Below are 23,884 nucleotides of genomic sequence, written 5' to 3'. Positions count from 1 at the left end.
GTCGTTTTGATCAAAGCCGCGCCACGATAACCGCTCCCGAGAATGCCGCACTTGTGGGTTCACAGGGTAACGGCCTTGAGCATTAAAACGTCGCTTCTCAGTTTCCAATCAAGCACACAGGATTTGACCGGATCGTACTACATAGCATTGGATTGCAACGGACATAAAAAAGGCCGGCCCCTTATTCTGTATGGGTTTCCCGGCCTGTTTTGGACTGCATTGGAGTATGAAATGGTAGCGGAAGTCGATCGAACAATGCCGTGAAAGCCATATATTGCGAGAATTGTCCTGCCAAGTTCGACAAAGAGCCCCCGAAAGCCCGCGACTAGTCGTCGATGGCCAGATCGGAATCGCTAAGGGTGATATGACCAAACACGTTCCCCTGAACCGCAACGCGCGCTGGCCGGTGCAGCTTTGGAAAGAACTCTGCAGTACCCGTGAATAATTGGCAAAGAAGAATACTTCCGCTGGCAGCAACAGGTGGCCCGAACGCTAAGAGGAGTGGCATTGGGTTCTAGTTGACGAAAAGCCATGGCTTCCTCCGCCAGTGCCCAAACAGGTGGCCCGAACGCTAAGAACCTGTTCAAAGTCTTTTGAGCAGTAGCGTGAGGAAGGCAAGGTGAATGAACTGGAGGCTGGTATTGAGCTTGCGCTCGCAGTTCTTCCAGAGTCGTCGGCATTTCTCCAACCAGGCGAAGGAGCGCTCGACCACCCACCGCTTCGGGATAACGGCGAAGGTATGCAATTCATTGCGTTGGGCGATCTGCACGGTGGCACCGATGGCGCCTTGGACCGCTTCGGCAAAGGGCTGGCCGACGTAGCCGCCATCCGCTAGGACACTTTGTACCCGATGTAGGTTTGCCTGACATCGATCCATCGCCTGCAAGGCGCCCTTGCGATCGGTGACTTCCGCTGTAGTCACCGCAATAGCGTGAGGCAGTCCCTGCGTATCCACGGCAATATGCCGCTTGATCCCCGAGACCTTCTTGCCGGCATCGTAGCCCTTATGCGTCGCCGTGTCGGTGTTCTTTACGCTTTGTGCATCAACGATCAAGAAGCTCGTCATGGCGTTGCGCCCCTGCTTGATACGCGCCGCGCCCACCTGATTTTTTAACGCCCGCTCCAGCAGGCTGATGCCGTTCTCGTCAGGCTCGCTCCAGATCGAAAAGTACGAATGCACCGTTCGCCATTTCGGAAACTCCGTGGGCAGCATGCGCCACTGGCAGCCGCTTTTGAGGAGGTAGCGGACCGCGCAAAATACCTCGTACAGATCCACCCGACGCGGGCTGGTCTTCTTGCGTGTGCTTTCCAGCAAAGGATGAATTTGCTCAAACTGGGCGCGACTGATGTCACTCGGATAGGTTGATCTCATTCCGCCAGTATCAGCACGCCGGTCTCATAGATTGAGACTTTGAACAGGCTCTAAGAGGAGTGGCATTGGGTTCTAGTTGACGAAAAGCCATGGCTTCCTCCGCCAGTGCCCATTTGCCTGTCGATTTATTAGCATCGGACGCTAACTGACAACAGCGACAGTGATGGTTCTTTTGTCCCGATACCAACCCTCATAACACTTCATGATTACCAAATTATCGGTGGAACGAATTTGGGTGATCAAGTAATCGTAAAGCGGACGAAGTTCTCGCGTTACGGATAAGTTCCAAGCTGAAAATCGCAGAGCTCGACCAAAGGCATACATCTACACATTTCAGCAAAGCGGCGTGGCAGGTCACAGTCAGGGGCCTTCGAACCCCGAATAAAACAATTGATCGCACTGGTACGGCGCCGGGTTGGCCAGGTAGGACTGGAACAGGCGTGCGAACTCTCCGCCGTCCGTTGTGATGTTCGCCGACGTGCTACCGCCGCCGCTGAACACGATGGCGAATACGCAGATGGCCGTGTATTGCGTGGCGTGGGTCAGCATGTAGTGCACGTGGTTGTCCCGGAAGTGACCCGGAGTTCCGCCGGGCGTCGTCGAGGGCACGCCCATCGGCGTCTGCCAGAACAGAATGGGCAGCTTGCCGACGATACTGCGCGTGGTGCTCCATTGCGCGAGGCTGTCGCTGAAATTCGGTGACGTGGCGTTGCTCTCGTCCCAGTAGAAGGGCCCGTTGCCGCGCCCCGCGCACTCGGCCACCGGCGATGCCATTTCGAAGCAGCCGGCATCACGGTCGCTCGTCTGTGCCACGATGAAGTCGGCCTTGTCGGCGCCGACCTTCGCCATGAAATTGCCCACGCTGGTGGCATCCTGCCCCCAGAACGATGGCGGGAAACCCAGCTTCGCCTTGGGCGCATACGTCCGACCGAGGGTCAGCAGGCACCCAGCGATACCTACGGCCGTATCTGGCTGGCCGGCGCACTCCGTGACCATGCTGACGCGCGCCGGCACCTTCGTCGGATCGCCGCCAGACTTGCTCTGCACGAAGCCCCAGAAGTCAGGCTCGAGGTTGACCAAGGTGGGCTGGCCGGTGGCGCCGATCTTCTGGTACATCAGTTTTGCTTGCGACCAGTAGGTCGTCATGAACGTCACGTCGTTGACCGGGGTCATGTCGGCTTCGCCATTGGTGGCCATCTGATACAGCGTGAACATCGGCACGGCGCCGATCGCCTTGTCGTTGGCCGAGACGTAAGTCACATAGGCACCGTCCGGACTGTTCCAGTAGGGCCATGAGCCGGGGCCGACGCCCACGAGGTAGGTGTCGATGATGTCCGGGTTGATCTGCTGGCTGGTCATGTCGGAGATCGCATTGCCGGCGCCAAGCCCGCCGAGAAGGCGGTCCGGAGCGCCAAGGGCTGCATTAATCGACTGTGCGGGTGCCGGTGCGGGCGATTTCTCGGAGGCATTGCTGCCGCCGCCCCACGCGGCAAGCAGCACCGTCAGCGATGCAAAAAGCGCCGCGCGCGCGCGGAGAGTGCCGACGGTCGGCGCAGGGCAGTTCACTTGTCGAAATGGACTTTTTTTCATGAGAGTAAGGAGTTGGTGGATTTCGACGCAGCCGCTCGCAAGCGCATTGACCCACTTGTAAAGACTATGGGCAGACACACCCACACGCGCCGACAACTCTGATACAGAGTAACGACGTTCGACGATCTGCCGAACCGCTTCTTCTTTAAATTCGGGGGTAAAACGTTGCGTAGTCATGGGAGCTCCTCCCATGCTCAAATCATAGGCTGGAAGTGCTTGCGATTCCCGGGGCAGTTCAGGGTTTCCCGGCCTTCTTTGGACTGCGTTGGAGTACGAAATGGTGGAGCGGAAGGGGATCGAACCCTCGACCTCTGCATTGCGAACGCAGCGCTCTCCCGGCTGAGCTACCGCCCCACGTGTGACGTCGAATCATAGCGCGCGGGGTCGGGCACGCCAAGCCCCGCATTGCACACGATACCTGTCGTCAATCTGTTGGCGCATCCGCGTGCGGATCTCGACGCTGCAACAGCCACTCGCGCAACTGCGCATACTCGGCGTGCATCGGCTCGGCATGTGCCGGGCGTGCGAGCAAGGCGGCGAGTGCGGGCGGCACGGCCACCGCATGACCGATCAACGGCTCGACGACGGTATCGAATTTCGCCGGATGCGCGGTAGCGACGATGGCCCAATCTCCCTGCGTATTTTCCGCGCGCAATTGTTCGAGCACATGCGTCGCGACTGCGGTGTGCGGGCACCAGATTTCGCCGTAACGTTTTTCGCCGGCGGCAATCGTCGTGCGAATCGTGGCATCGTCGACGGCAATCGCGCGCAGCGTTTTTTGCAGCGAGTTGGTATCGGGGAACAACCAGCGAAGGCGTTCGTAGTTGCTCGGATCGCCGACGTCCATCGCATTGGCGATGGTGGCGATGCTCGGTCGCGCGCGGTATTCGCCGTTATCGAAAAAGTCGGGCAGGGTACGATTGGCATTGGTTGCGAGCACGATCTCGCCGAGCGGCAGGCCGATCGCGCGCGCGAGCAGCGCGGCCATCGCGTTGCCGAGATTGCCGGTAGGAACGACAAAATTCAGCGGGCTATTGTGCTCGCGCCAATGGCTCAGCGCCGCCCACGCGTAATAACTCATCTGCGGCAACAATCGCCCGAGGCTGATGCTATTGGCCGAGCTCAGCGGCAGCAATTCGCGCAGCGTCGTATCGGTAAACGCTTGCTTGACCATACGCTGGCAATCGTCGAACGTGCCAGCCACGCGCAGCGCGCTGATGTTGTCACCGAAGCAGCCAAGTTGATGCGCTTGGCGCGGCGACACCAAACCATCGGGATACAGGATCACCACACGAATGCCGGGTACGTTGTGGAACGCCGCGGCGACCGCGCTACCGGTATCGCCGGAGGTCGCGACCAGAATCGTCAGCACTCGTGCATCGTCACGCTGGATGCGCTGCAAACACGCCGCGAGAAAACGCGCGCCGAAATCCTTGAACGCGGCGGTCGGGCCATGGAAAAGTTCGAGCGCGTAAGTTTGTGCGAGCGGCAATCGTTTGAGTGGCGCGGCGAAGGTAAATGCCTGATCGCAGATTGCAGCGAGTTCGGATTCGAGCGCGTCGCCAGCGAAGAATGGCTGCAGCAGAATTTTTGCGATCGCCGGCAGCGTGGTCGCGCCGGCAAAATCCTGCGGTGCAAAATGCGGCAACGATTGCGGCACATACAAACCGCCATCGGGCGCGAGTCCGGCGTTGAGCGCGTCACTCAGGCCGACCGCAATCGGTGTTGCCTCGGCGTGTGCCAAAGCACGTGTGCTGACATACCGCATCATGCCAGCACCTCTGCCGCGGGGCCGGCAACGGGCGACACAAACGCTTCGCTGTGCAGCTCGACCGTGGCAAATGCTGCCTGCATGTCTACAGACGCAGCGTGCGCCGTAGCGGCGGATTCGAACCACGCGAACACGCTCGGTCCGGCACCGGAAATACTTGCGCCAAACGCATGATGATCGAGCGCGGCTTGCTTGACCGCAGCGAAACCCGGGATCAATGCAGCGCGGCGCGGTTCGACAAGAACATCCTTGAGTCCGGCGCTGATCAGGCTGTTGTCGCCGAGAAAACAGCCGGCGAGAAACTGCGCGAGATTGGCGCTCTGCGCGACGAATTCCGGCAGTGCGTAATGACCGGTCAGCGCGGCGCGTGCGCGGCGGGTTTCGAGTACGAATTCAGGGTGCACGACAACACAATGCCACGCGCTCGGAACCGGAATTGGCGTCAGGCGTTCGGCGGTTGCCAACACCATGCCGCCGAGCAACATCGGCCCGACGTTGTCGCCGTGACGCCCACCGCTGGCAACGGCTTCGCCGACCAGCGCAAACGGATACAACGCGTGCGCATCGAGCGGCTTGTCGAGCAATGCATTCGCCGCGACTAGTGCGGCGACACACGATGCCGCCGAGCCGCCCATGCCTGAACCAAATGCGATGCCCTTGTCGATCTCGATCTCGAACCCGTAGTCGAGTACGAGCGCATCGCGCAGTGCAATCAAGGCGGCACCCGCAGTATTTTTTTCTGCCTCGAACGGCAGCTCGATCGCGGCGTTGCGGATCGCCGCGATGCGCACGTCGCGGTGTTCGATGCGTCGTACGCTGACTCGATCACCCGGTCCGGCGATGCTGTGCCCGAGAATGTCGAAACCCACGCCGATATTGCCCACGCTCGCTGGTGCAAAGGCGCTTGCCTGCATCCTCATACGCGCGCTCCGAGAGTCGCGGCGATACGCAAAAGATCGGCGAACACGCCAGCGGCGGTCACGTCTGGCCCCGCGCCGGGACCTTGCACGACGAGCGGATTGTCGCGATAACGACGCGTGGTGAACTGCACGATGTTATCGGTCAGGCGCAGGTGCGCAAACGCATGATCGTCGGGCAATTCGACCAGACCGACATGCGCTTGCCCGGCGGCGTTGAGGCGCGCGACGTAGCGCAGTTTTTTACCGGCGGCATGTGCGGTGGCGAAACGCGTGGCGAAAATTTCATCGGCCTCGACCAGCCGTTCGAGAAATTCGGTGCCATCGACTTCGCGCAATTCCGCGGGCACGAGACTTTCGACATCGACATCGGCCACTTCCATCTGCAAGCCCATTTCACGCGCGAGAATCACGAGCTTGCGCGCGACATCGCGACCGTTCAGATCATCGCGCGGATCGGGCTCGGTATAACCCGCGGCGCGCGCTTCCTGCACGAGTGTGGAGAACGGCACGCTGCCGTCGAAACGATTGAACAGATAGGCGAGGGTGCCGGAAAAAATGCCTTCGATCGAAATGATTTCATCGCCGGTATCGAGCAGGTCGCGCAAGGTCTGCACGATCGGCAGGCCGGCGCCGACCGTGGCTTCGTAACGGAAACGCGTGCCGTGTGACGATGCCGCGCGGATTGCCTTGTAACGTGCGAGTGGGCCGCTGCCGGCGTGTTTGTTCGGTGTCACCACATGAATGCCCGCGCCGATCCAGCGCGCGTAATGTTCGGCGACATCGCCGCTCGCCGAACAATCGATGATCGCCGCGTGCGGCAGATGATTGGCGAGCACATGATCGGCGAAGCGCGTGAGATCAGTAGCTGTACCGTGCGCATCAAGCCGCTCGCGCCAGTCTTGCGGCAAGATGCTCGCGTCGTCGAGCAACATGCTCGCGCTGCTCGCGACGGCACGAAGGCGCAGGTCCAGATTTGCCGTGCGCAACAAATGTTCGCGCACCTGCGCGAGCTGCGCGAGAAACGCGCGCCCGACTTGGCCCGGCCCGACCACGCCGATCGAGATGGTTTGCGGCGACAGATAAAATCCGGCGTGCGCGGCACGCAACGCGCGCGCAGCATCGCCGCTTTCGATCGCGACAGAAATGTTGCGCTCCGACGCACCTTGCGCAATCGCGCGAATGTTGACGCCGCTGCGCGCGAGCGTGCCGAACAAACGTGCGGCGACACCCGGTGTGCCGGTCATGCCATCGCCGACAATCGCGAGCACGCTGATGCTTGGCGTCGCATTGATGCTTTGCAATTGGCCGCGCGCGAGTTCGTGGATGAACTCCTCGTTGAGCGCGGTCACAGCGATGTCGACTTGTTTCTCCTGCACGACGCAGCAGATCGAATGTTCCGACGATCCTTGCGAGATCATCACCACTGAAACTTTTGCTGCGCGCAACGCGCCGAAAACACGCTGCGCCGTGCCCGGTACGCCGATCATGCCAGCGCCTTCGATGTTGACGATGGCGAGGCCCGGAATTGTGCTGATGCCTTTCACCGCGCTGTTGATGTCGGCCTGGCTGCTGATGCACGTACCGGTGAGTTCGGGTCGGAAGGTGTTGCGGATATATACCGGAATATTGCGCGCGATCGCTGGTGCCATTGTTTGCGGATGGATTACTTTGGCGCCGAAATACGCGAGCTCGCAGGCTTCGTGATACGACAGTTGCGGCAGCAAGACGGCCTCGGGCACGAGCCGCGGATCGGCGGAAAGCACACCATCGACATCGGTCCAGATATGAATTTCGTCGGCATGAAACAGCGCGCCGAAAATCGCGCCGGAATAATCGCTGCCGTTGCGTCCGAGCGTGGTGATGCGGTTATGCACATCGCGCGCGACAAAGCCGCTGACGACCACGCGCATTTGCGGATGACGCACGCGCCATTCGGCGAGTTTGGTCGCGCTTTGATCCCAGTCGACCGCGACGCCGAGATCTTCGTGTCGCACCACCAACACATCACGCGCGTCGAGCAACGCATATTCGATGCCGTTGGCATTCAAATGTGCGGCGACGATGCGCGAGGAAAAAATCTCGCCGAGGCCCTGGATCAGTTCGAGTGCTTCGGCGGCCGGGCTGCCGAGCAAGGCCAGCGCGTGCAGCAAATCGGCGAGTTCGGCAAAACGTTCGGCGAGCCAGTCCTGTTCGCTGCGTGCCTGCGCGCCGAGCAACGCGCGCGCAGCATCTTCGTGACGTTTTTTCAGCGCATTCCACGCGTGGCGCCAGTAGCCGTCGTTGCGCGCGGCGGCATGCGCGAGTTCGATCAGTGCGTCGGTCACACCCTGCATCGCGGAAACCACGATCACCTGACCGGCGTCGTTGCGCCCGCGCATGATATCGGCGACGGTGCGAATGCGTTCGGCATTGGCCAGACTTGATCCGCCGAACTTGTGCGCGATCCAGCCGCTGCCGGCGGGCTTGTTCAAGGCCGCATCGACGGATTCGCTGGTGGAATTTTTTATAACGCTGACGCTCATTCAGGGCTCCGGTTGGAAACCCCGCACACTCATCGGAAGCGGATTGCCCGCATCCTGATCAGGGTGCGGGGCGGTGTGTTGTTTCAGTTACGCACGCCGCTCCGCACCACACATAATAGTTGTGGTGGAAGTCATAATCGTGCGAATGATAAAAGATGGCGACATGCCTGCAGTGGATAACAGCGGATGCATGGCTGTCAAGAGGGTTGGCGATTTTTTGACGCCATTCACTGCGGTAGCAGCGATATCAGACGATCGTGCAGCAGCGTTTTGCGCCATCCTTCCAGCGCCTGCGGCCAGACGCCATCCTGCACCAGCGCTTCGAGATGCTTGCGAGCGCACAGCAGACCTTCGGGCAGATTCAATTCGGCGGCAATGGCGACTACGGTTTCTTTCATCGCTGTCACCGCGCGTTTTTGGGCGTTGCTCGGCACCGCTGGCACAGGTTGTGTCGCTGTGATTTCTTCAGCGCTGAGCGGACGTTGCAACTCATGCAGCAAGGCGTTGCGTTGCTCGCTGCGCAAGGCACGCTGGCCGCGCGTGCGCTGCATGAGTTCATCGGCATTCTGCGGCGGTTTGTGCGCGAGATCGGCGGCATGGGTTTCGTCGAGCAGCCAGGTGCGCGGACAATCGATCAGCCGCACGGTGTTTTCGCGCCACAGCAGAATGCGTCGCAGTAGTGCTTGTTGTTCGATCGGCCAGTGCGCGGCAAAACGCACTGAGCGTTGCGGCTGCGGATCGCCCTCGCGATGGCAGATACGTTCGATCATGCGGCGGCAATCTTCCGCGAGCCATGCGCTGCGTCCGAGTTCATCGAGTCGGGTTTGCAACTGCGCGTGGATCGGCATCAGGTGCTCCACATCTTGCGCGGCGTATTCGAGTTGCTGCGCGCTGAGCGGACGCTTGAGCCAGTCCGAACGCGTTTCGGCCTTGGGCACATCAATGCCGAGCAACAACGCGACCAGTTTCTGATAACTCAGGCCGAAGCCGAGACCGGCCATGCTCGCCGCGATCTGCGTATCGAACAACAGCGCGGGGCCGTTGGGCAGCAAGGGCGCGAGCGCTTCAAGATCCTCGCTCGCGCTGTGCATCACGGTGAGGGTATCGGCATTGGCCAGATGCGCGGCGAACGGCGCCATCGCACCGAGCGCGGGCGCATCGAGCAAGACGATGTCGCCATCAACGCAGGCTTGCACGAGCGCGAGACGTGGGGCAAATGTATTGATGCGCATGAACTCGGTATCGAGCGCAACGCTGCTGCCGGGTTGCCACTGCGCGAGGTGGCGATCGAGATCGGTTTGCTGCGTAATCCAGGTGAACAATGCGTGGCTCCGTTGGCCGGGCGAAAGCGCGCGGAACCTGTACAGGAGCGCAAGGTCAACAACCGTGATGCCATGCGGGATAACAGCGGCGGGATCAAAGCGGTTGCGGTAGCTGTGCGCCTGGCCTAAGGTTCTGGCTGGCGCTGGTCTGCGTATTATATGCCATCCGGATTGATCGCTCCGCTGTCGTCGCCCACCGAATTCGCCCCTGTAAAGACCTATGCCCGGAACCGAAGTCGTACGCAAACAAACCACACTCGGCGGCGCTGCGGGTATCGCCTTGCTGATATTTGCGTTGGTGTATCGTTTTTTCCCGGGCTGGATTCATATCACCCCGGCGATGCAGCAACGCGCGGATGTCGATGCCACGCATGCCCCACGGTTGCCCACGGCGGCGATCAAGGCGCGCAATCCCGCGACCGATCCGGGCAAAGCAACGTTGGCCGCGGATACCGAATACGGCCCACCCGCACCGCTGTCCGACGATAGCGAATTTGTGCAACCAACGGAAACCGGCGCGTTGACGATGGGCCCGCCCGCGCCCGAAGTGCCGACCACCAAGGCGATTGCGGCGATGCTGAAAAAGGCCAATCAAGCGCTGGATGCAGGGCATCTGATCGCGCCGCGCGACAACAATGCGCTGGCCTTGTTCGAGCAGGCGTTAGCCGCCGACAGCAACAATGCCGCGGCCAAAACCGGCCTGGAGAAAGTGCGCGATGGCCTGAACGAACAGGCTGCTGCCGCGCTCGATCATGGCGATATCGGCGAATCCGAAAAGCTGATTTCCGCGTTGCAGGCGGTGCCCGGCGACACGCCGGAACTGGACGCGCTGAACGAGCGCCTGAAGGTGTTGCGCATCGTCACGCCGATGCTGACCGAGGCCGCCGATCTATTACGGCAGGGCCACGCGATCGAGCCGAAAGATGCAAGCGCGCTTGGCGTTTACCGAAAGGTGCTCGAACACGATTCCGCCAATAAACTTGCCGATCAGGGTCTGGCGCAGATCGAGCGCGATTATCTCGATCGGGCATTGGCGGCAGCGGCGCAGGATGATTTCGCGGGGGCTGAGAAAGTGCTCGCGGATGCGGCGCCGATCCGTCCGGGTTCGCAGGCGCTGCTCGATACGCATAGCCGCATCGAAGGCTTGCGCCAGCAACGCGCGGGCAGTGTGCTGGAGCAGGCGCGCTCGGCGCTGGATTCGGGCAATCCGGACATGGCCGAGCAGTTGTCGAAGCGTGCGCTGGCGTTGAGTCCCGATGTGCCGGGCATCGACGAATTTAATCAGAAACTCAGCAACGCGCGGCTGTATGCGAGCTTCGCGCCGGGCCAGTTGGTGCGCGACAAATACCTCGATCGCAGCGGCAACGCGCCGGAACTCGTGGTGATCCCGACCGGAAGTTTTCTGATGGGTTCGCCGGGCGATGAGAATGGTCATCGTGCCAGCGAAGAACCGCAACGTGAGGTGCGCATCAGCGTCGGTTTTGCGCTCAGTGCGACCGAGGTATCGGTCGGCGAATTTCGCGAATTCGTCAAGGCCACCACATATGTCAGCGATGCCGAAAAATCCGGTGGATCGAGTGTTTACGATGAAGCCAGCGGACGCATGATCGAAGTCCGTGGCGTGAGCTGGCAGCAGGATTATCACGGCGAGCCAGCCAGTGAGCGCCTGCCGGTGATCCACGTTTCCTGGAACGACGCACAAGCCTACGCCGTGTGGCTCAGCGAGCGCACCGGCAAACATTATCGGCTGCCGAGCGAAACCGAATTCGAATACGCCTTGCGCGCGGGTACAAAATCACGTTACTGGTGGGGTGAGGATACGCCGCTGAAAGTGCTGGCGAATGTCACCGGCGATGGCGATCGCTCACCGTCGAAACGCGGCTGGAGCAATGCCTTCAGTCACTACACCGATGGTTATTGGGGGCCGGCGCCGATCCGCAGTTTTTCTGCCAATCCGTTCGGACTTTACGACATCGACGGCAACGTCTCGGAGTGGGTCGAGGATTGCTGGCACGACAATTACACGCGCGCACCGAGCGACAGTCGCGCGTGGGTCAATCCAGGTTGCGAAAGCCATGTCGTGCGCGGCGGTTCGTGGGGCAGTGCGCCGGATCAGGTGCGTTCGGCGTATCGCATTCAGGCTGCGGCGAATACGCGCAGTGCTCGCGTCGGCATTCGCTTGGCGCGCGATTTGTAAACGGCGTTGCAACGCGGCGTTGAGCCGCGGAAATCCATCGAGTCCGTCGTGGTCGGTGTCGAGATCGCAGGCATCTCGCATAAAAAAGCACGATGAAATCTCCGCGACCTTGAATGCTTAAGCGGTCGTGCTTTGTGCTTGACATGAAACGATCGTTACATGTAACGTTCGTTTCATGGCGAACCGTAAACAAGAATTAGTCGAAAACCTGCTCGATTACCTGTTGCAAAACGGCGTAGCGGATTTGTCGCTGCGACCGATGGCGGCAGCGGTCGGCACGAGCGCGCGGCTGTTGATCTTCCACTTCGGTTCGAAAGAAAAACTTGTGGCCGAGGTGCTGGCCGAAATGCAGGCGCGCTTGCAGATTTCGTTTGCCCGGCTTTCGGCGGTGAAGCCGGGCGCGCGCCGTGTTCCGCTGCTGCGGGCGTTTTGGGATTGGGCGCTGGCGAAAGAGAACTACGGTCATCTGCGATTGCTTTATCAATTGCAAACTCTCGCGACGCAAGAGAACGCGGTTTACGCGGGATATCTCAAAGGCAATGCGATGAACTGGCTTGAATTGATCCAGGCGGCGCTGCCGCAGCCGCAACGGAATTCCACGTTGGCGACATTGTTCTGCTCGGTATTCGATGGTCTGTTCATCGAGTTCATGAGCACGGGTGATCGCAAGCGCACCACGGCCGCGATCGACCTGTTTGTTGACTTGGCGCGCAAGCATATTTCGTCGTAGCGCGCAGGCGCCGCAGCGACACTGCGATGTAGTCATCGATGCACAAAATCACTTCGCGGCAACGTCAGCGAGCCGCAAAAACCAAGTATACGAAACGCCGAGTTTCTACTACAGCGCGAAATGTTGGTTCCGAGTTGTTGCCTATCCGAGAGTTTGTCATGACAGAAAATATTTCCACCGCGATGAATGCCGGCCAGACGAATGGATCGCGCCTGCGTCTGCTCGCAACCCTGCTGGTGCTGCTCATTCTGCAGTTGCCGCTGGCAGGAATGCTGGCGCCGGGATTAACCGTGACCGCGCAGATCGAACGCGAAACAATCTTTTGGGCGTGCACGGTGTTACTTGTCGGATACATTCTTCTGTTCGAGCGTCGCGGCCTGTCGTCGATCGGGCTGTATTGGCCGAATTGGAAAAGCCTGCTCTTCGGCTTCGCGGGCGCGATCGTGATGATGGCCGGAATAGCATTCATCTACCTCGTGATTTTTCCCGAGTTCGGTTGGTCGGACCAAAGTCAGACCGCTGAGGCCGAGAATTTCCCGTTCGGATTACTCTTTGTTGTCGTTGTGCGTGCCGCCGTATTCGAGGAAATTTTCTATCGCGGATTCGCGATCGAACGCCTCACCGAAATCACCGGCCTGCGCTGGCTGGCGGGCTTGATCTCGGTCATCGCGTTCACTTATGCGCACCTGGATTACTGGGGCTGGGCGCATCTGCTCGTCGCCGGATTTGGCGGTCTTGTTTTGACCGGCATGTACCTGTGGCGGCGCGACCTCGCATCCAACATGATCGCGCACTTCCTCACCGATGCGGTTGGGTTTCTGCTGGAAGCGGTTTGATGCTGCGAGGGTCATGAAGTAATCGGGACGGATTCAATATTGCGCGCGGGTGGATAATACTCAGCGCAACGCGATCGGATAAGGATGCCAGCATGAATAGCGATGATGAAATCCTGCAGCGCCTGGAAACGCTGAATTCGATCGGCGTGGCGTTGTCGTCCGAGCGCGATATCGACAGTCTGCTCGAACGCATCCTCGAAGCCGCCCGCGATTTCGCCCACGCCGATGGCGGAACCTTGTATCGCGTGCGTGATCGGCAACTGGTTTTTGAAGTAGTGCGCAACGATACGCTAGGACTGGTGCTTGGCGGCAAGCATGGTCAGCCGATCAAATTCGCGCCGCTGCCGCTGTACGCCGAGGACGGCAGCAGCAACGATACGACGGTGGTTGCACACGCCGCACTATCCGGCAAAACGGTGAATATTGCTGATGCTTACGCTACGCACGGGTTCGATTTTTCCGGCACGTACGCGTTCGATCGCGGCACCGGTTATCGTTCGCAATCTTTTCTCACCGTGCCGATGAAGGATCATGCCGGTAACGTTATCGGCGTGCTGCAATTGATCAACGCCAAGCATGCCGACGGCGCGGTGCGGGCGTTTTCATCGGCCGATCAGCAACTCGTCGAATCGCTCGCGTCGCAAGCGGCAATTGCGTTGAACAATCGTCAGCTGGTCGAACAACTCGAAGTTCTGTTCGAGTCGCTGATCAGCCTGATCAACAACGCGATCGATGAAAAGTCGCCTTACACCGGCGGCCATTGCGATCGCGTGCCGATCTTGACGATGCTGCTCGCCGCGGCGGCGGAGCGTTGCAAGATCGGGCCACTCGCGGATTTCCGCATGAGCGATACCGACCGCTACGAACTCAAGATTGCCGGGTTGCTGCACGATTGCGGCAAGATCACCACGCCGGTACATGTGATCGACAAGGCCACCAAACTCGAAACCTTGTTCGACCGCATCGCGCTGGTCGACACGCGCTTCGAAGTATTGCTGCGCGATGCCGAAATCGCCCATCTCAAGGGCGAACTCGATGCCCACGCTTATGCACAACGCTGCGCGCAACTCGCAGCTGATCGCGAACTCGTGCATCGCTGCAACACCGGCGGCGAATTCATGGATGACACGCAGATACAGGCAATCGTTGCGCTCGCGAAAAAATCCTGGCGCACCCATGATGGAAAAACCGCGCCGTTGTTGTCCGATGAGGAAATCGAAAATCTCTGCGTGCGTCGCGGCACGCTGACGTCTGCCGAGCGCGAGATCATCAATCACCATATCGTGGTCACGATCAAGATGCTCGAAGCCTTGCCTTGGCCGCCGCATCTGCGCCGCGTACCCGAATACGCTGGCGGGCATCATGAGCGCATGGACGGCAAGGGTTATCCAAAAGGACTCATGCGCGAGCAGATGAGCATCCCCGCACGCGTGATGGGCATCGCCGATATTTTTGAGGCGCTGACCGCGCGCGATCGTCCGTACAAACCGGCCAAGTCGCTGTCCGAATCCTTATCTATTCTTGGCGAAATGAAACGCGACGGACATATCGATCCGGACCTGTTCGATGTCTTCCTGCGCGAGCGGGTATACCTCGATTACGCGCTGCGATATCTCGATCCAGACAAGATCGATCGTATCGACTGGAAAAAGATTCCGGGCATCAGCCCCGATTTTGCGCTGGAACTTGCCACAAGCGATCCGCAGCGGACGTAGATCGCTACTGAGTTAAACTTTGCCACGCAGCCTCGCCATATGCTCGTTAGATGCCCGCTGAGGATGCATGCGCGAAGCGCCAAACCAAACAGTATCTGGAAACATGCTGAATCAACAACGGTCGAGTGACCGCGGCCAGCTGGAACAGGAATGACAGAAGCAGATACGCCAGATACGAATCTCGTTAAATTGCGCTCGATCGAAGCCGACATTGCCACGGGAAAATTTAGCGAAGCTGCCGCAGCATTGAATGCGCTCAGTATCGCTTCGCCAACGGATGCGCGTATCTATCTGACCGCGGCGATACTCGCGCGAGCCGCGAAAAATCCGCGCCAGGAAATTCTTTCCTTGCAGCACGCAATTGCGGCGGCGCCGCGCTGGTTGCCGGCACAGATCGAACTTGCGCGGGTATTGTCGCGAGAAGGGCAGCATGCGCAAGCGATCGCTGTCATCCATCAGGCGGCTGTGCTTGAACCGAGAGAAATCAACGTGCTCGAAGCTGCGGTCGCGATCGCGAATGCGGCCGGAGATTTTGTGGCTGCGCAGGGATATTTGCAGACTGCCCTCGAGCTCCGGCCCGATGATACGCAAATCACATCGGCGCTCGCTGTGAGCTTGGCCAAACAAAGTTATTTTGAGCAAGCCGAAATCCATTTGCGTCGCGTGCTGGACAAAAATCCGGATGATCCGTTTGCGCTGGGTTGGCTCGGCACGTGCCTGATCGGGCTGGGCAGAAAAGACGAAGCCGCGACCTTTCTGGCGCACGGCGCGGCGCTCGTGCCGGAGAACGAAAGCCTGCGTTTTTATCTCGCCATTGCGCGTGGCGAAACTCCGCGCACGCAGCCGAAAGAATTGATGCGCGAATTCTTCGATGGTTACGCCAGCCAGTTCGATCAGCATCTGGTCGGAAAGCTCAAATATCGCGTGCCGATAAAAGTTGCCGAGATCATTCTCAAGGCGCGCCAGGATCGCGATATCAGCGTGCTCGACCTCGGTTGCGGCACCGGTCTGCTCGGCGCGTATCTGGGGCGAATCAAGGGCGCATTTGTCGGCGTGGATGTGTCGGTCAAGATGATCGAGCAAGCGGTTCGTTACGACGTCTACACCGATTTGCGGCAGGCCGATCTGCTCGAAGAATTGCAGCGAACTTCGCCTGGTTCATTCGATTACATTACCGCCAACGACGTATTTATCTACGTCGGCGATCTCTGCGAAATTATCCCGGCATCTTTCGTGGCGCTGCGCAGCGGTGGCACGATGATTTTTTCATGCGAAACGGCAAGCGATGACGAAGGCGCGCTGGTGCTGCGACCGAGTAAACGTTATGCACACTCGCGCCGATCGATTGAAGCGTTATGTCGCGATGCAGGGTTCAGTCGTTGTGTGATCGAACCGATTGATTTACGACTGGACGAGGGAACCATTCCGGTAGCCGGTTTCATTGCTGTTGCGCACAAGCAATAAGTAGCGCTTCTTCAAACCTCTCATTTAAATATTCGCGTGCGATTTGGAGTCTCATGAGTCAAGCAAAAACGTTCGACCCGAATCTCGCCAAGCTGCATGCCATCGAGGCGGATATTGCTGCAGGAAAACTTCAACAGGCCGCCACCTCGCTCAACGCGCTGAATGCGGCTACGCCGGCGGATCCGCGCATCTATTTGGCCGCAGCAATGCTCGCACGCGCAGCAAATAATCCGAAGCAGGAAATAGCATCACTGCAACACGCGGTCGCCATATCCCCGAGCTGGCCACCGGGCCACCTCGAATTGGCAAAGGTGTATTCGCGTCTCGCACGGCACGACGATGCAGTGGCCACCGCAAACCGTGCAGTCGAGCTTGTGCCGAAAGATTTAACGGTGCTGGAGGTCGCAGTCGCGGTGGCGCATGCGGCAGGCGATACGCTCACCGGGCGGCGCCATCTGCAAGCCGCCTTTGCGCTGAAGCCAACCGATACCCGCATTACCAAGGCGCTGGGCATATGCCTGATTGCACTAGGTGATTATCGTGATGCCGAAGCGCATTGGCGTAATGCACTGGTGCAGGATCCGGACGACTGGTTTGTGCTCGGCTGGCTCGGTGCTTGCCTGATCGGACTCGATCGGAAAGAGGAGGCAGTTGAAGTGCTGCAGCGTGCGATTGCATTGTCGCCTGGCAATCCGACGCTGACATTCTATCTGGCGGTGGCGCGTGGAGAGACGCCACTCACCCAGCCGCGGGAAATGACCCAGGACTTGTTCGATGGGTATGCCAATCGATTCGACAAGCATCTGGTCGGCGAGCTCAAATATCGTGTGCCAAAACGTGTCGCTGAGATGATTCGCGATGGCTCCTCTGGACTCCATACAAGCGTACTTGATCTGGGCTGCGGTACCGGCCTGCTCGGTGTATATCTTGGCCCAATTTCTGGCGCGTTTGTCGGTGTGGATGTTTCGGCGAAGATGCTTGAAAAGGCGGTTCCGCACGGAGTGTATACCGAGTTGCGGCAGGCGGATTTGCTTGACGAGCTGCGCCGCATATCGCCCGAGTCGTTCGAATACATTGCCGCCAACGATGTGTTCATCTACGTTGGTGACTTGTCTGAAATTATCCCCGCAGCGTTTCACGTTTTGCGTCACGGCGGTGCGATGATTTTTTCTTGCGAAACAGCGGATTCAGCAGAAGGCGCCTTGGTATTGCGTTCCAGCAAACGCTACGCCCATTCACGCGAGTCAATCGAGATTTTATGTCGTGATGCCGGCTTCAGCAGCTGCAGCTTCGAGATGATTGACCTGAGATTCGACGGCGGCGATGTTCCCATCGCCGGTTTCATCGCCGTTGCGCACAAGGCCTGAATAAAAAAAGCGGGATGTCGGTGTTCGACATCCCGCTTTTTTTTGAAAACTCACTTGAGTGCAATGCGCGGAGCAACGACGACTATCGTTGCCCGGCGTTCGATCAGTGCGCGGCCGGTAGCGCCGGGGTGTGAGCCGAGTCCAGTTTGTCGTCGTCTTCCTCGGCATGCTTGTGATGATCAGCCGCGAGCAACAAATACATTGCCGGCACCACAAACAGGGTGAACAACGTGCCGATGGTCAGGCCACTGGCGATGACCAGGCCCATGTTGAAACGCGACACCGCGCCCGCGCCGCTGGCGATGATCAGCGGCATCACGCCTAGCACCATCGCCGCGGTGGTCATGAGGATCGGACGCAGACGAATGCCGGTGGCTTCCTCGATCGCCTCGCGTTTCGATTTGCCTTCAGCCTGCAAGCCGTTGGCAAACTCCACGATCAAAATGCCGTGTTTGCTGATCAATCCCATCAACGTCACCAGGCCCACCTGCGTATAGATATTCAGGCTGGCGCCACCGATGCCGAGGCTGATGAAAATCAACGCGCCGGCAATCGACATCGGTACCGAGATCAGGATGATGATCGGATCGCGGAAGCTTTCGAACTGCGCCGCGAGCGCGAGGAAGATGATGATCAACGCAAAAATGAACGTGGTGACGAAGCCGCTGGATTCCTGCTGGAACTGGCGCGACGGTCCGGCGTAATCCACCGAATAACCCTGCGGCAAAGTGCGCGCTGCCAAGTCTTTCAGATAGTCCAGTGCTTCACCGGAAGATACGCCCGGAAATGGCACGCCCGACAAGGTGGCGGCATTCAATTGCTGGAAATGGTTCAGCGATTGCGGCACGGTCTTGGTAGTGACGTGGGCAATGGTCGAGAACGGAATCGCACTGCCATCACCGGCGCGCAAATAATAATTGGTCAGCTGATCGGTGTTGAGTCGATACTGCTGCTGCACCTGCGGAATGACCTTGTACGAACGCCCGGACATGCTGAAATAATTGACATAACCGCCGCCCAGCATCGAGGCCAGTGCATTACCGACATCGCGCATCGACAAGCCCAGTTGCGTGGTTTTATCACGATCAATTTCGACCTGCGATTGCGGCTGATCGATTTTCAGATCGCTGTCGATGAACATGAAACGACCACTCTTCTGCGCCTCCTGCAACAACTGCGAGGCCACACCATTGAGATTGGCAAACGATTCGGTGGTGCCGATCACGAACTGCACCGGCAAGCCGTTACTGCCCGGCAACGGTGGCGGCTGAAATACCGAAATGCGCGATCCGGCAATTCCCGAAAGATCGGTCTGGATTTTCGGCTGGAGTTCGCTGGCTGTGGCTTTGCGCGCATCCCAAGGCTTGAGCACCATGCCGGCGATGGATTGACCGGGCGCATCGATCTGGAAAACGTGATCCATCTCGTCGTATTTCTTGAACGTGTCGTACACCGCGCGTGAATAGAGCTGGCGCTGTTGCAGCGTCGCGTTCGGCGCGGAGCTCGAAAATGCGATGACGATGCCTTGGTCTTCCTGCGGTGCCAGTTCGCTTTTCGCGCCGCCGTAGAGGAAATAAATGCTGCCGAGAATTATCAGCGCGAACACCACAGTGACCGGCAGAAAATTCAGACTGTCGTGCAGCATGCGCTGATATGGGCGGCGGATTTCGTCGAAGCGCCGGTCAATGAAATCGGTCAGGCGTTCTTCCCAGCCGCTACGATCGCTCTGGTGCGTTTTCAGCAGACGCGCGCACAACATCGGCGACAAGGTCAACGCGACGATCGCGGAGATCGTCACGGCGCCGACCAGGGTGAAGGCGAATTCGCTGAACAGCGCGCCAGTCAGGCCGCCCTGGAAACCGATCGGCACATACACTGCCACCAGCACGATGGTCATGGCGATAATCGGGCCGAGCAGTTCACGTGCCGCGAGCAGTGAAGCCTGGAACGGTTTCATGCCGTCCTCGATATGCCGGTTGACGTTTTCGACGACGATGATGGCGTCGTCCACCACCAGGCCGATGGCTAGCACCAGAGCCAGCAACGTGAGCAAGTTGATCGAGAATCCGGCGGCGAGCATCACCGTGAATGTGCCCACCAGAGATAGCGGAATTGCGATCAGCGGAATCAGTACCGAGCGTGGCGAGCCGAGGAAAGCGAACACCACAAACGCCACGATCAGCAACGCTTCGAGCAGGGTGCTAATCACTTCGCTGATCGAGCTGTTGACGAACTTGGTGGCGTCGTAAACGATTTCGCCGGTCAAGCCTTGTGGCAATTGCGCTTGGATTTCGGGGAACGCCGCGCGCACGTTCTTGATCACGCTCAGCAGATTGGCAGCGGGCGCTACCTGGATGCCGATGTATACGGCTTTCTTGCCGTCGAAGCCGACTGCCGATTCGTAATCTTCGGAGCCGAGCGTGACGTTGGCCACATCCTGCAACCGCACGATGGCACCGTTCGCCTGCTTGATCGCCAGGTTGCGGAACTCTTCCAGCGAATGCAGGCTGGTCGATGCGGTCAGATTAACCTGGATCATCTCGCCCTTGGTGCTACCGAGGCCGGAAAGATAATCGTTGTTGGCAAGCGCGGTATTGATGTCGGTCGCGGTCAGTCCATACGCGGCGAGTTTTTGCGGATCGAGCCACACTCGCAGCGCGAACAGTTTGCTGCCAAGCAATTCGGCAGTCTGAATACCTTCGATGGCCTGCAGTTTCGGCTGCACCACGCGGATCAGGTAGTCGGTGATCTTGTTCGGCGGCAATACGTCGCTGGCGAAACCGATGTACATCGAGTCGATGGTCTGGCCGATCTTGACGTTCAGCACAGGCTGTTGCGAGCCGGTCGGCAATTGGTTCAATACCGAGTTGACCTTGGTATTGATCTCGGTCAGCGCCTTGTCCGAGTCGTAATTCAGACGCAGGTTGGCGGTGATGGAGCTGGTGCTGCTGAAACTGCTGGACGTGAGAAAATCGATGCCGTTGGCTTGCGCGATGGCGTTTTCCAGCGGCGTGGTGATAAAGCCTGCAACCAGATCAGGATCCGCGCCGAAATATGTCGTGCTGACCGTGACCACGGCGTTTTCGGTGTACGGATATTGCAGCACGGGCAGGGTGGTGACGGAGCGCAAGCCAAGCACCAGGATCAGCAAACTGACCACGGTAGCCAGCACTGGGCGCCGGATAAAAATGTCGGTGAATTTCATGTTCAACCTCTGAGCAAATACGACTGCGTTCGATGTGCAACGCGCTCGCGCAAACGCGCAGCGCGGTAACTCAGTTGTCCTTGGGTTGGGCGTTCGGATTGTTGCTCGGCGTGATGCTGTTGTTGATCAGGATGGTTGAGCCGTTGCGCAACTTCACCTGGCCGGAGGTCACGACTTCGTCGCCTTCCTTCACGCCATCCAGCACTGTCACCTGATCGCCGCGCGTGCCACCGGTATTCACGAACACCTGCTTGGCGACGAACTTGTCCTTGCCCTTGTCATCCTTGCCGTCGTGGTTCACCAGATACACGGTGTTGCCGTATGGGTTGTAGGTGATCGCCGTTTGCGGCAGCGTGATGTTGTGGTTGGCAGCGCCAGACGCGATATCGACTGTGGCGAACATGCCTGGCAGCAACTTGAGCTGATCATTCTTCAGGGTGGCGCGCACCTGCACGTTGCGCGTGGCGGCATCGACTACCGGATTGATCGCAGCGATTTCCCCGCTGAATTTTTCATTCGGATAAGCATCGCTGAGTGCGACCAGCGTTTGCCCGACCTTGATCTGGCTCAGCGATTGTTGTGGCAATGAAAAATCGACAAAGATCGGATCCAACGATTGCAGAGTCACGACCTTGGTGCCGGGTTGCAGATATTGGCCGATGTCCACGGCACGAATGCCAAGCCGACCTGCGAACGGTGCGCGGATGGTTTTTTTCGCAACCAGCGCCGCTTGCTGTGCCACTTGCGCATTGGCGGACTTCAGGTTCGCGGCATCGGTATCGACCACGGCCTGCGCGATAGCTTTTGCGGCGAACTGAGCCTGATCGCGCTTGTAGGTGATGCCGGCCAGACCGGCGGCGGCCTTGAGCGATTCGAGCTTGGCGATATCGTCCTCGGCACGCAGTTGCACCAGCACGCTGTCGGCCTTGACTTCTGCGCCGGACTCGAACTTGATCTCCTCGACGATGCCCGCCACTTCACTGCTCAGATCCGCGCCGCGGAAAGCGCGCAACGAACCCACGGCTTCGATCTGTGGTTGCCAATCTTCCACGGTCGCCTTGATCGACGACACCGTTTGCGGCGGGTTGCCGGCGGACGCCATGTACTTCTTGATCATGGAACCCTTGAAGGCCTGAAAGCCAAAAATGCCGCCGAACAACAGGCCGACAATGATCAGCATGATTATCATGCGCTTGGTCATTGGATGAATCTCCCAAAAAAATCGAATAAGTCGTGAGTCGAATAAAAGCGGATTTTTACGGCGCGGTGATCAATGCAGTATCGGCGTTAGCATTGCCCCAGTCGCCGCCAAGTGCCTGAAACAGCGCTGCGGTATCGGCATAACGTGCGGCCTGCGCCTGGATTCGGCTGATATGCGATTGCTGATATTGGCGTTCGGCCAGCAGCAGCTGCAGGTAGCTGATGGCGCCGAGTTGGTATTGCGTGCGATTCATCGTCAGCGCTTCAGCCGCGGCGGATTCGGCATCGGTCTGCGCCTGCAACGCCTGCGCATCAGTTTCGAGCGCGCGCAAGGTATCGGCGACGTTCTGGAATGCGGTCAGCACGCTCAAACGGTACTGCGCGGCGGAGACATCGTAAGCCGCCACGGCAGCACGGCGTTTCGCCGAAAGCGAACCCGCATTGAAAATCGGTGCAAGCAGATTGGCGCCGATATTCCACACGCTGCTACCGGATGAAAACAGATCGCCGGTGCGTGTTGCACTGGAACCGATGCTGCCACTCAAGGTGAACTGCGGCAATTGATTCGCCGTGGCCACACCGATCTGCGCATTGGCCTGATGCAGCAGTGCTTCGGCAGCGCGTACGTCGGGGCGCTGGCGCACGAGTTCGGCGGGCAGGCTGATCGGCAATTCCGCAGGCAGCTGCAATTTGTCGAGATCGAACGAGGGCAACTCTGCATCGGCGGGCAGGCTGCCGACCAGAATCGCCAGCGCATTACGAGTTTGCGACAGACCTTTTTCCAGCGGTGGCAAGGTGGCGCGTGTTTGTGCGAGCTGGGTCTGTTGCAGCAATACTTCGGCACGCGATACTGCGCCGAGATCGAACTGTGTCTGGATCACCTTGAGCTCGTTCTGCTGCGAATCGATCAGCTCGTGCGTGGCAGCAATCTGCGTGCGCAACGACGCTTCGTTGATCGCGCTAGTTACGATGTTCGCGGTCAAGGTGAGCGTGCTCGCCTGCAACTGGTATTGCTGATAATCCACCAGCGCGCGCAAGGCCTCGACTTCGCGCCGCGCGCCGCCGAACACATCCAGCGTGTAGGAAATATTCACCGATGCGTTGTACAGGCTGAACTCACTACTGCCACCTGCTGCGCCACCGAGCTGCGCTGCCGACGCCTTTTCGCGCTGCGCGCCGAGTGAACCGGTCACTGCCGGATAATAGGCAGAACCTACTTCGGCCCGCAGATTTTCCTGCGCCTGGCGCAATGATGCCTGCGAAGCTTCCAGGGTGGGATTGTGTGCCAGCCCGCGCTTGATCAAATCATTCAGCGCATCGGAATGAAATACCTGCCACCACTGCGACGGAATATCCTGGCCTTCTATAAATCGCTGGGCCTTGCCGCCCGCACCGGCGCTGCTCACCGTCTGTTTTGCCAGCGGCGTTTCGGTGTAGCGCGCTGCATCGGGCGATGCCGGATGCTGAAAATCAGGGCCGACTGCGGCGCAGCCGCTCAGCAGCACTGCACTGAAAACCAGCGCGGAAAGGATCGGTGACACAGATTTTCGAGCATGGCACGGCGGTGCCGGAAGGCGAGATTGCAACAACATCGAAAGCCTCGTTTTGGTTATCAGTTCATAACCTGTTTGACGATACGCGCCAGACAGTTTCCCCAATGTGATGCGAAATTC

Annotated in this window: 15 protein-coding genes, 1 tRNA gene and 1 pseudogene; 7 read left to right on the top strand and 10 right to left on the bottom strand. The window is 59.1% G+C overall.

Annotated elements, in window-relative coordinates; all coding sequences use genetic code 11:
• Positions 1–583: 583 nt before the first annotated feature.
• From ELE36_RS13355 to ELE36_RS13325, 7 genes and pseudogenes are all read right to left on the bottom strand, one after another.
• A complete protein-coding gene (locus tag ELE36_RS13355) occupies positions 584–1,372 on the bottom strand; it encodes an IS5 family transposase (RefSeq protein WP_129834087.1) in 789 nt (262 codons plus the stop codon).
• 1,629 nt (positions 1,373–3,001) lie between these two features.
• A pseudogene (locus ELE36_RS13350) lies at positions 3,002–3,139 on the bottom strand (transposase); the annotation flags it as partial.
• 101 nt (positions 3,140–3,240) lie between these two features.
• Positions 3,241–3,316, bottom strand: a tRNA-Ala gene (locus ELE36_RS13345).
• 70 nt (positions 3,317–3,386) lie between these two features.
• Positions 3,387–4,733 carry a threonine synthase gene (thrC, locus tag ELE36_RS13340; protein ID WP_207215778.1) on the bottom strand — a complete coding sequence of 449 codons (1,347 nt, stop codon included), beginning with the start codon at positions 4,731–4,733 and terminating at the stop codon, positions 3,387–3,389.
• Complete coding sequence (locus ELE36_RS13335; RefSeq protein ID WP_242512270.1) at positions 4,730–5,653, bottom strand: homoserine kinase; 924 nt, start codon at positions 5,651–5,653, stop codon at positions 4,730–4,732. Before ELE36_RS13335 ends, thrC begins: the two co-directional genes overlap by 4 nt.
• The gene (gene thrA, locus ELE36_RS13330; RefSeq protein ID WP_129834085.1) at positions 5,650–8,175 is read right to left on the bottom strand and encodes a bifunctional aspartate kinase/homoserine dehydrogenase I; all 2,526 of its coding nucleotides are present in this window, start codon (positions 8,173–8,175) and stop codon (positions 5,650–5,652) included. Before thrA ends, ELE36_RS13335 begins: the two co-directional genes overlap by 4 nt.
• Positions 8,176–8,402: 227 nt before the next feature.
• Complete coding sequence (locus tag ELE36_RS13325; protein WP_242512269.1) at positions 8,403–9,497, bottom strand: ribonuclease D; 1,095 nt, start codon at positions 9,495–9,497, stop codon at positions 8,403–8,405.
• Between the two features lie 220 nt (positions 9,498–9,717).
• Here ELE36_RS13325 and ELE36_RS13320 point away from each other — a divergent pair, with 220 nt between their 5' ends.
• The 6 genes from ELE36_RS13320 (at position 9,718) to ELE36_RS13295 (ending at position 17,806) form a co-directional block, all read left to right on the top strand.
• A complete protein-coding gene (locus tag ELE36_RS13320) occupies positions 9,718–11,694 on the top strand; it encodes a formylglycine-generating enzyme family protein (protein WP_129834083.1) in 1,977 nt (658 codons plus the stop codon).
• Positions 11,695–11,869: 175 nt separating this feature from the next.
• Positions 11,870–12,424 (top strand): TetR/AcrR family transcriptional regulator, encoded by a 555-nt coding sequence (locus ELE36_RS13315; RefSeq protein ID WP_129834081.1) that lies wholly within the window; start codon positions 11,870–11,872, stop codon positions 12,422–12,424.
• Between the two features lie 158 nt (positions 12,425–12,582).
• Positions 12,583–13,260: a CPBP family intramembrane glutamic endopeptidase gene (locus ELE36_RS13310; RefSeq protein WP_165371608.1), complete on the top strand. Its 678-nt coding sequence runs from the start codon at positions 12,583–12,585 to the stop codon at positions 13,258–13,260.
• 92 nt (positions 13,261–13,352) lie between these two features.
• Positions 13,353–14,975: an HD domain-containing phosphohydrolase gene (locus tag ELE36_RS13305; protein ID WP_129834077.1), complete on the top strand. Its 1,623-nt coding sequence runs from the start codon at positions 13,353–13,355 to the stop codon at positions 14,973–14,975.
• Positions 14,976–15,125: 150 nt separating this feature from the next.
• Positions 15,126–16,439, top strand: a complete 1,314-nt coding sequence (locus tag ELE36_RS13300) for a tetratricopeptide repeat protein (protein ID WP_129834075.1) — start codon at positions 15,126–15,128, stop codon at positions 16,437–16,439.
• A gap of 53 nt (positions 16,440–16,492) precedes the next feature.
• Positions 16,493–17,806 carry a tetratricopeptide repeat protein gene (locus tag ELE36_RS13295; protein WP_129834074.1) on the top strand — a complete coding sequence of 438 codons (1,314 nt, stop codon included), beginning with the start codon at positions 16,493–16,495 and terminating at the stop codon, positions 17,804–17,806.
• Positions 17,807–17,909: 103 nt separating this feature from the next.
• Here the strand turns inward: ELE36_RS13295 and ELE36_RS13290 are convergent, their stop codons facing one another.
• From ELE36_RS13290 to ELE36_RS13280, 3 genes are all read right to left on the bottom strand, one after another.
• Positions 17,910–21,011 carry an efflux RND transporter permease subunit gene (locus tag ELE36_RS13290; protein ID WP_129834072.1) on the bottom strand — a complete coding sequence of 1,034 codons (3,102 nt, stop codon included), beginning with the start codon at positions 21,009–21,011 and terminating at the stop codon, positions 17,910–17,912.
• 70 nt (positions 21,012–21,081) lie between these two features.
• The gene (locus ELE36_RS13285; protein WP_129834070.1) at positions 21,082–22,212 is read right to left on the bottom strand and encodes an efflux RND transporter periplasmic adaptor subunit; all 1,131 of its coding nucleotides are present in this window, start codon (positions 22,210–22,212) and stop codon (positions 21,082–21,084) included.
• A 55-nt stretch (positions 22,213–22,267) separates the two neighbouring features.
• On the bottom strand, positions 22,268–23,752 hold the full coding sequence (locus tag ELE36_RS13280) for an efflux transporter outer membrane subunit (protein WP_242512268.1): 1,485 nt from the start codon (positions 23,750–23,752) through the stop codon (positions 22,268–22,270).
• Between ELE36_RS13280 and ELE36_RS21015 the strand changes: the two genes are divergently transcribed.
• Positions 23,746–23,874 (top strand): hypothetical protein, encoded by a 129-nt coding sequence (locus ELE36_RS21015; RefSeq protein WP_277987049.1) that lies wholly within the window; start codon positions 23,746–23,748, stop codon positions 23,872–23,874. The two genes, ELE36_RS13280 and ELE36_RS21015, sit on opposite strands and share 7 nt — an antisense overlap.
• Positions 23,875–23,884 lie beyond the last annotated feature (10 nt).

Source organism: Pseudolysobacter antarcticus (assembly GCF_004168365.1).
Classification (GTDB): domain Bacteria; phylum Pseudomonadota; class Gammaproteobacteria; order Xanthomonadales; family Rhodanobacteraceae; genus Pseudolysobacter; species Pseudolysobacter antarcticus.
Note: the sequence above shows the minus strand (reverse complement) of the source record. Positions and strands in the feature narration are given on the sequence as shown.

What these genes read in the sequence shown, in the direction of transcription:
- ELE36_RS13355 (WP_129834087.1), bottom strand. Translation starts at nt 1,372, where the DNA reads ATGAGATCAACCTATCCGAGTGACATCAGTCGCGCCCAGTTTGAGCAA.
- ELE36_RS13310 (WP_165371608.1), top strand. Translation starts at nt 12,583, where the DNA reads ATGACAGAAAATATTTCCACCGCGATGAATGCCGGCCAGACGAATGGA.
- ELE36_RS13290 (WP_129834072.1), bottom strand. Translation starts at nt 21,011, where the DNA reads ATGAAATTCACCGACATTTTTATCCGGCGCCCAGTGCTGGCTACCGTG.
- ELE36_RS13285 (WP_129834070.1), bottom strand. Translation starts at nt 22,212, where the DNA reads ATGACCAAGCGCATGATAATCATGCTGATCATTGTCGGCCTGTTGTTC.
- thrA (WP_129834085.1), bottom strand. Translation starts at nt 8,175, where the DNA reads ATGAGCGTCAGCGTTATAAAAAATTCCACCAGCGAATCCGTCGATGCG.
- ELE36_RS13315 (WP_129834081.1), top strand. Translation starts at nt 11,870, where the DNA reads ATGGCGAACCGTAAACAAGAATTAGTCGAAAACCTGCTCGATTACCTG.
- ELE36_RS13335 (WP_242512270.1), bottom strand. Translation starts at nt 5,653, where the DNA reads ATGAGGATGCAGGCAAGCGCCTTTGCACCAGCGAGCGTGGGCAATATC.
- ELE36_RS13300 (WP_129834075.1), top strand. Translation starts at nt 15,126, where the DNA reads ATGACAGAAGCAGATACGCCAGATACGAATCTCGTTAAATTGCGCTCG.
- thrC (WP_207215778.1), bottom strand. Translation starts at nt 4,733, where the DNA reads ATGATGCGGTATGTCAGCACACGTGCTTTGGCACACGCCGAGGCAACA.
- ELE36_RS13295 (WP_129834074.1), top strand. Translation starts at nt 16,493, where the DNA reads ATGAGTCAAGCAAAAACGTTCGACCCGAATCTCGCCAAGCTGCATGCC.
- ELE36_RS13305 (WP_129834077.1), top strand. Translation starts at nt 13,353, where the DNA reads ATGAATAGCGATGATGAAATCCTGCAGCGCCTGGAAACGCTGAATTCG.
- ELE36_RS13320 (WP_129834083.1), top strand. Translation starts at nt 9,718, where the DNA reads ATGCCCGGAACCGAAGTCGTACGCAAACAAACCACACTCGGCGGCGCT.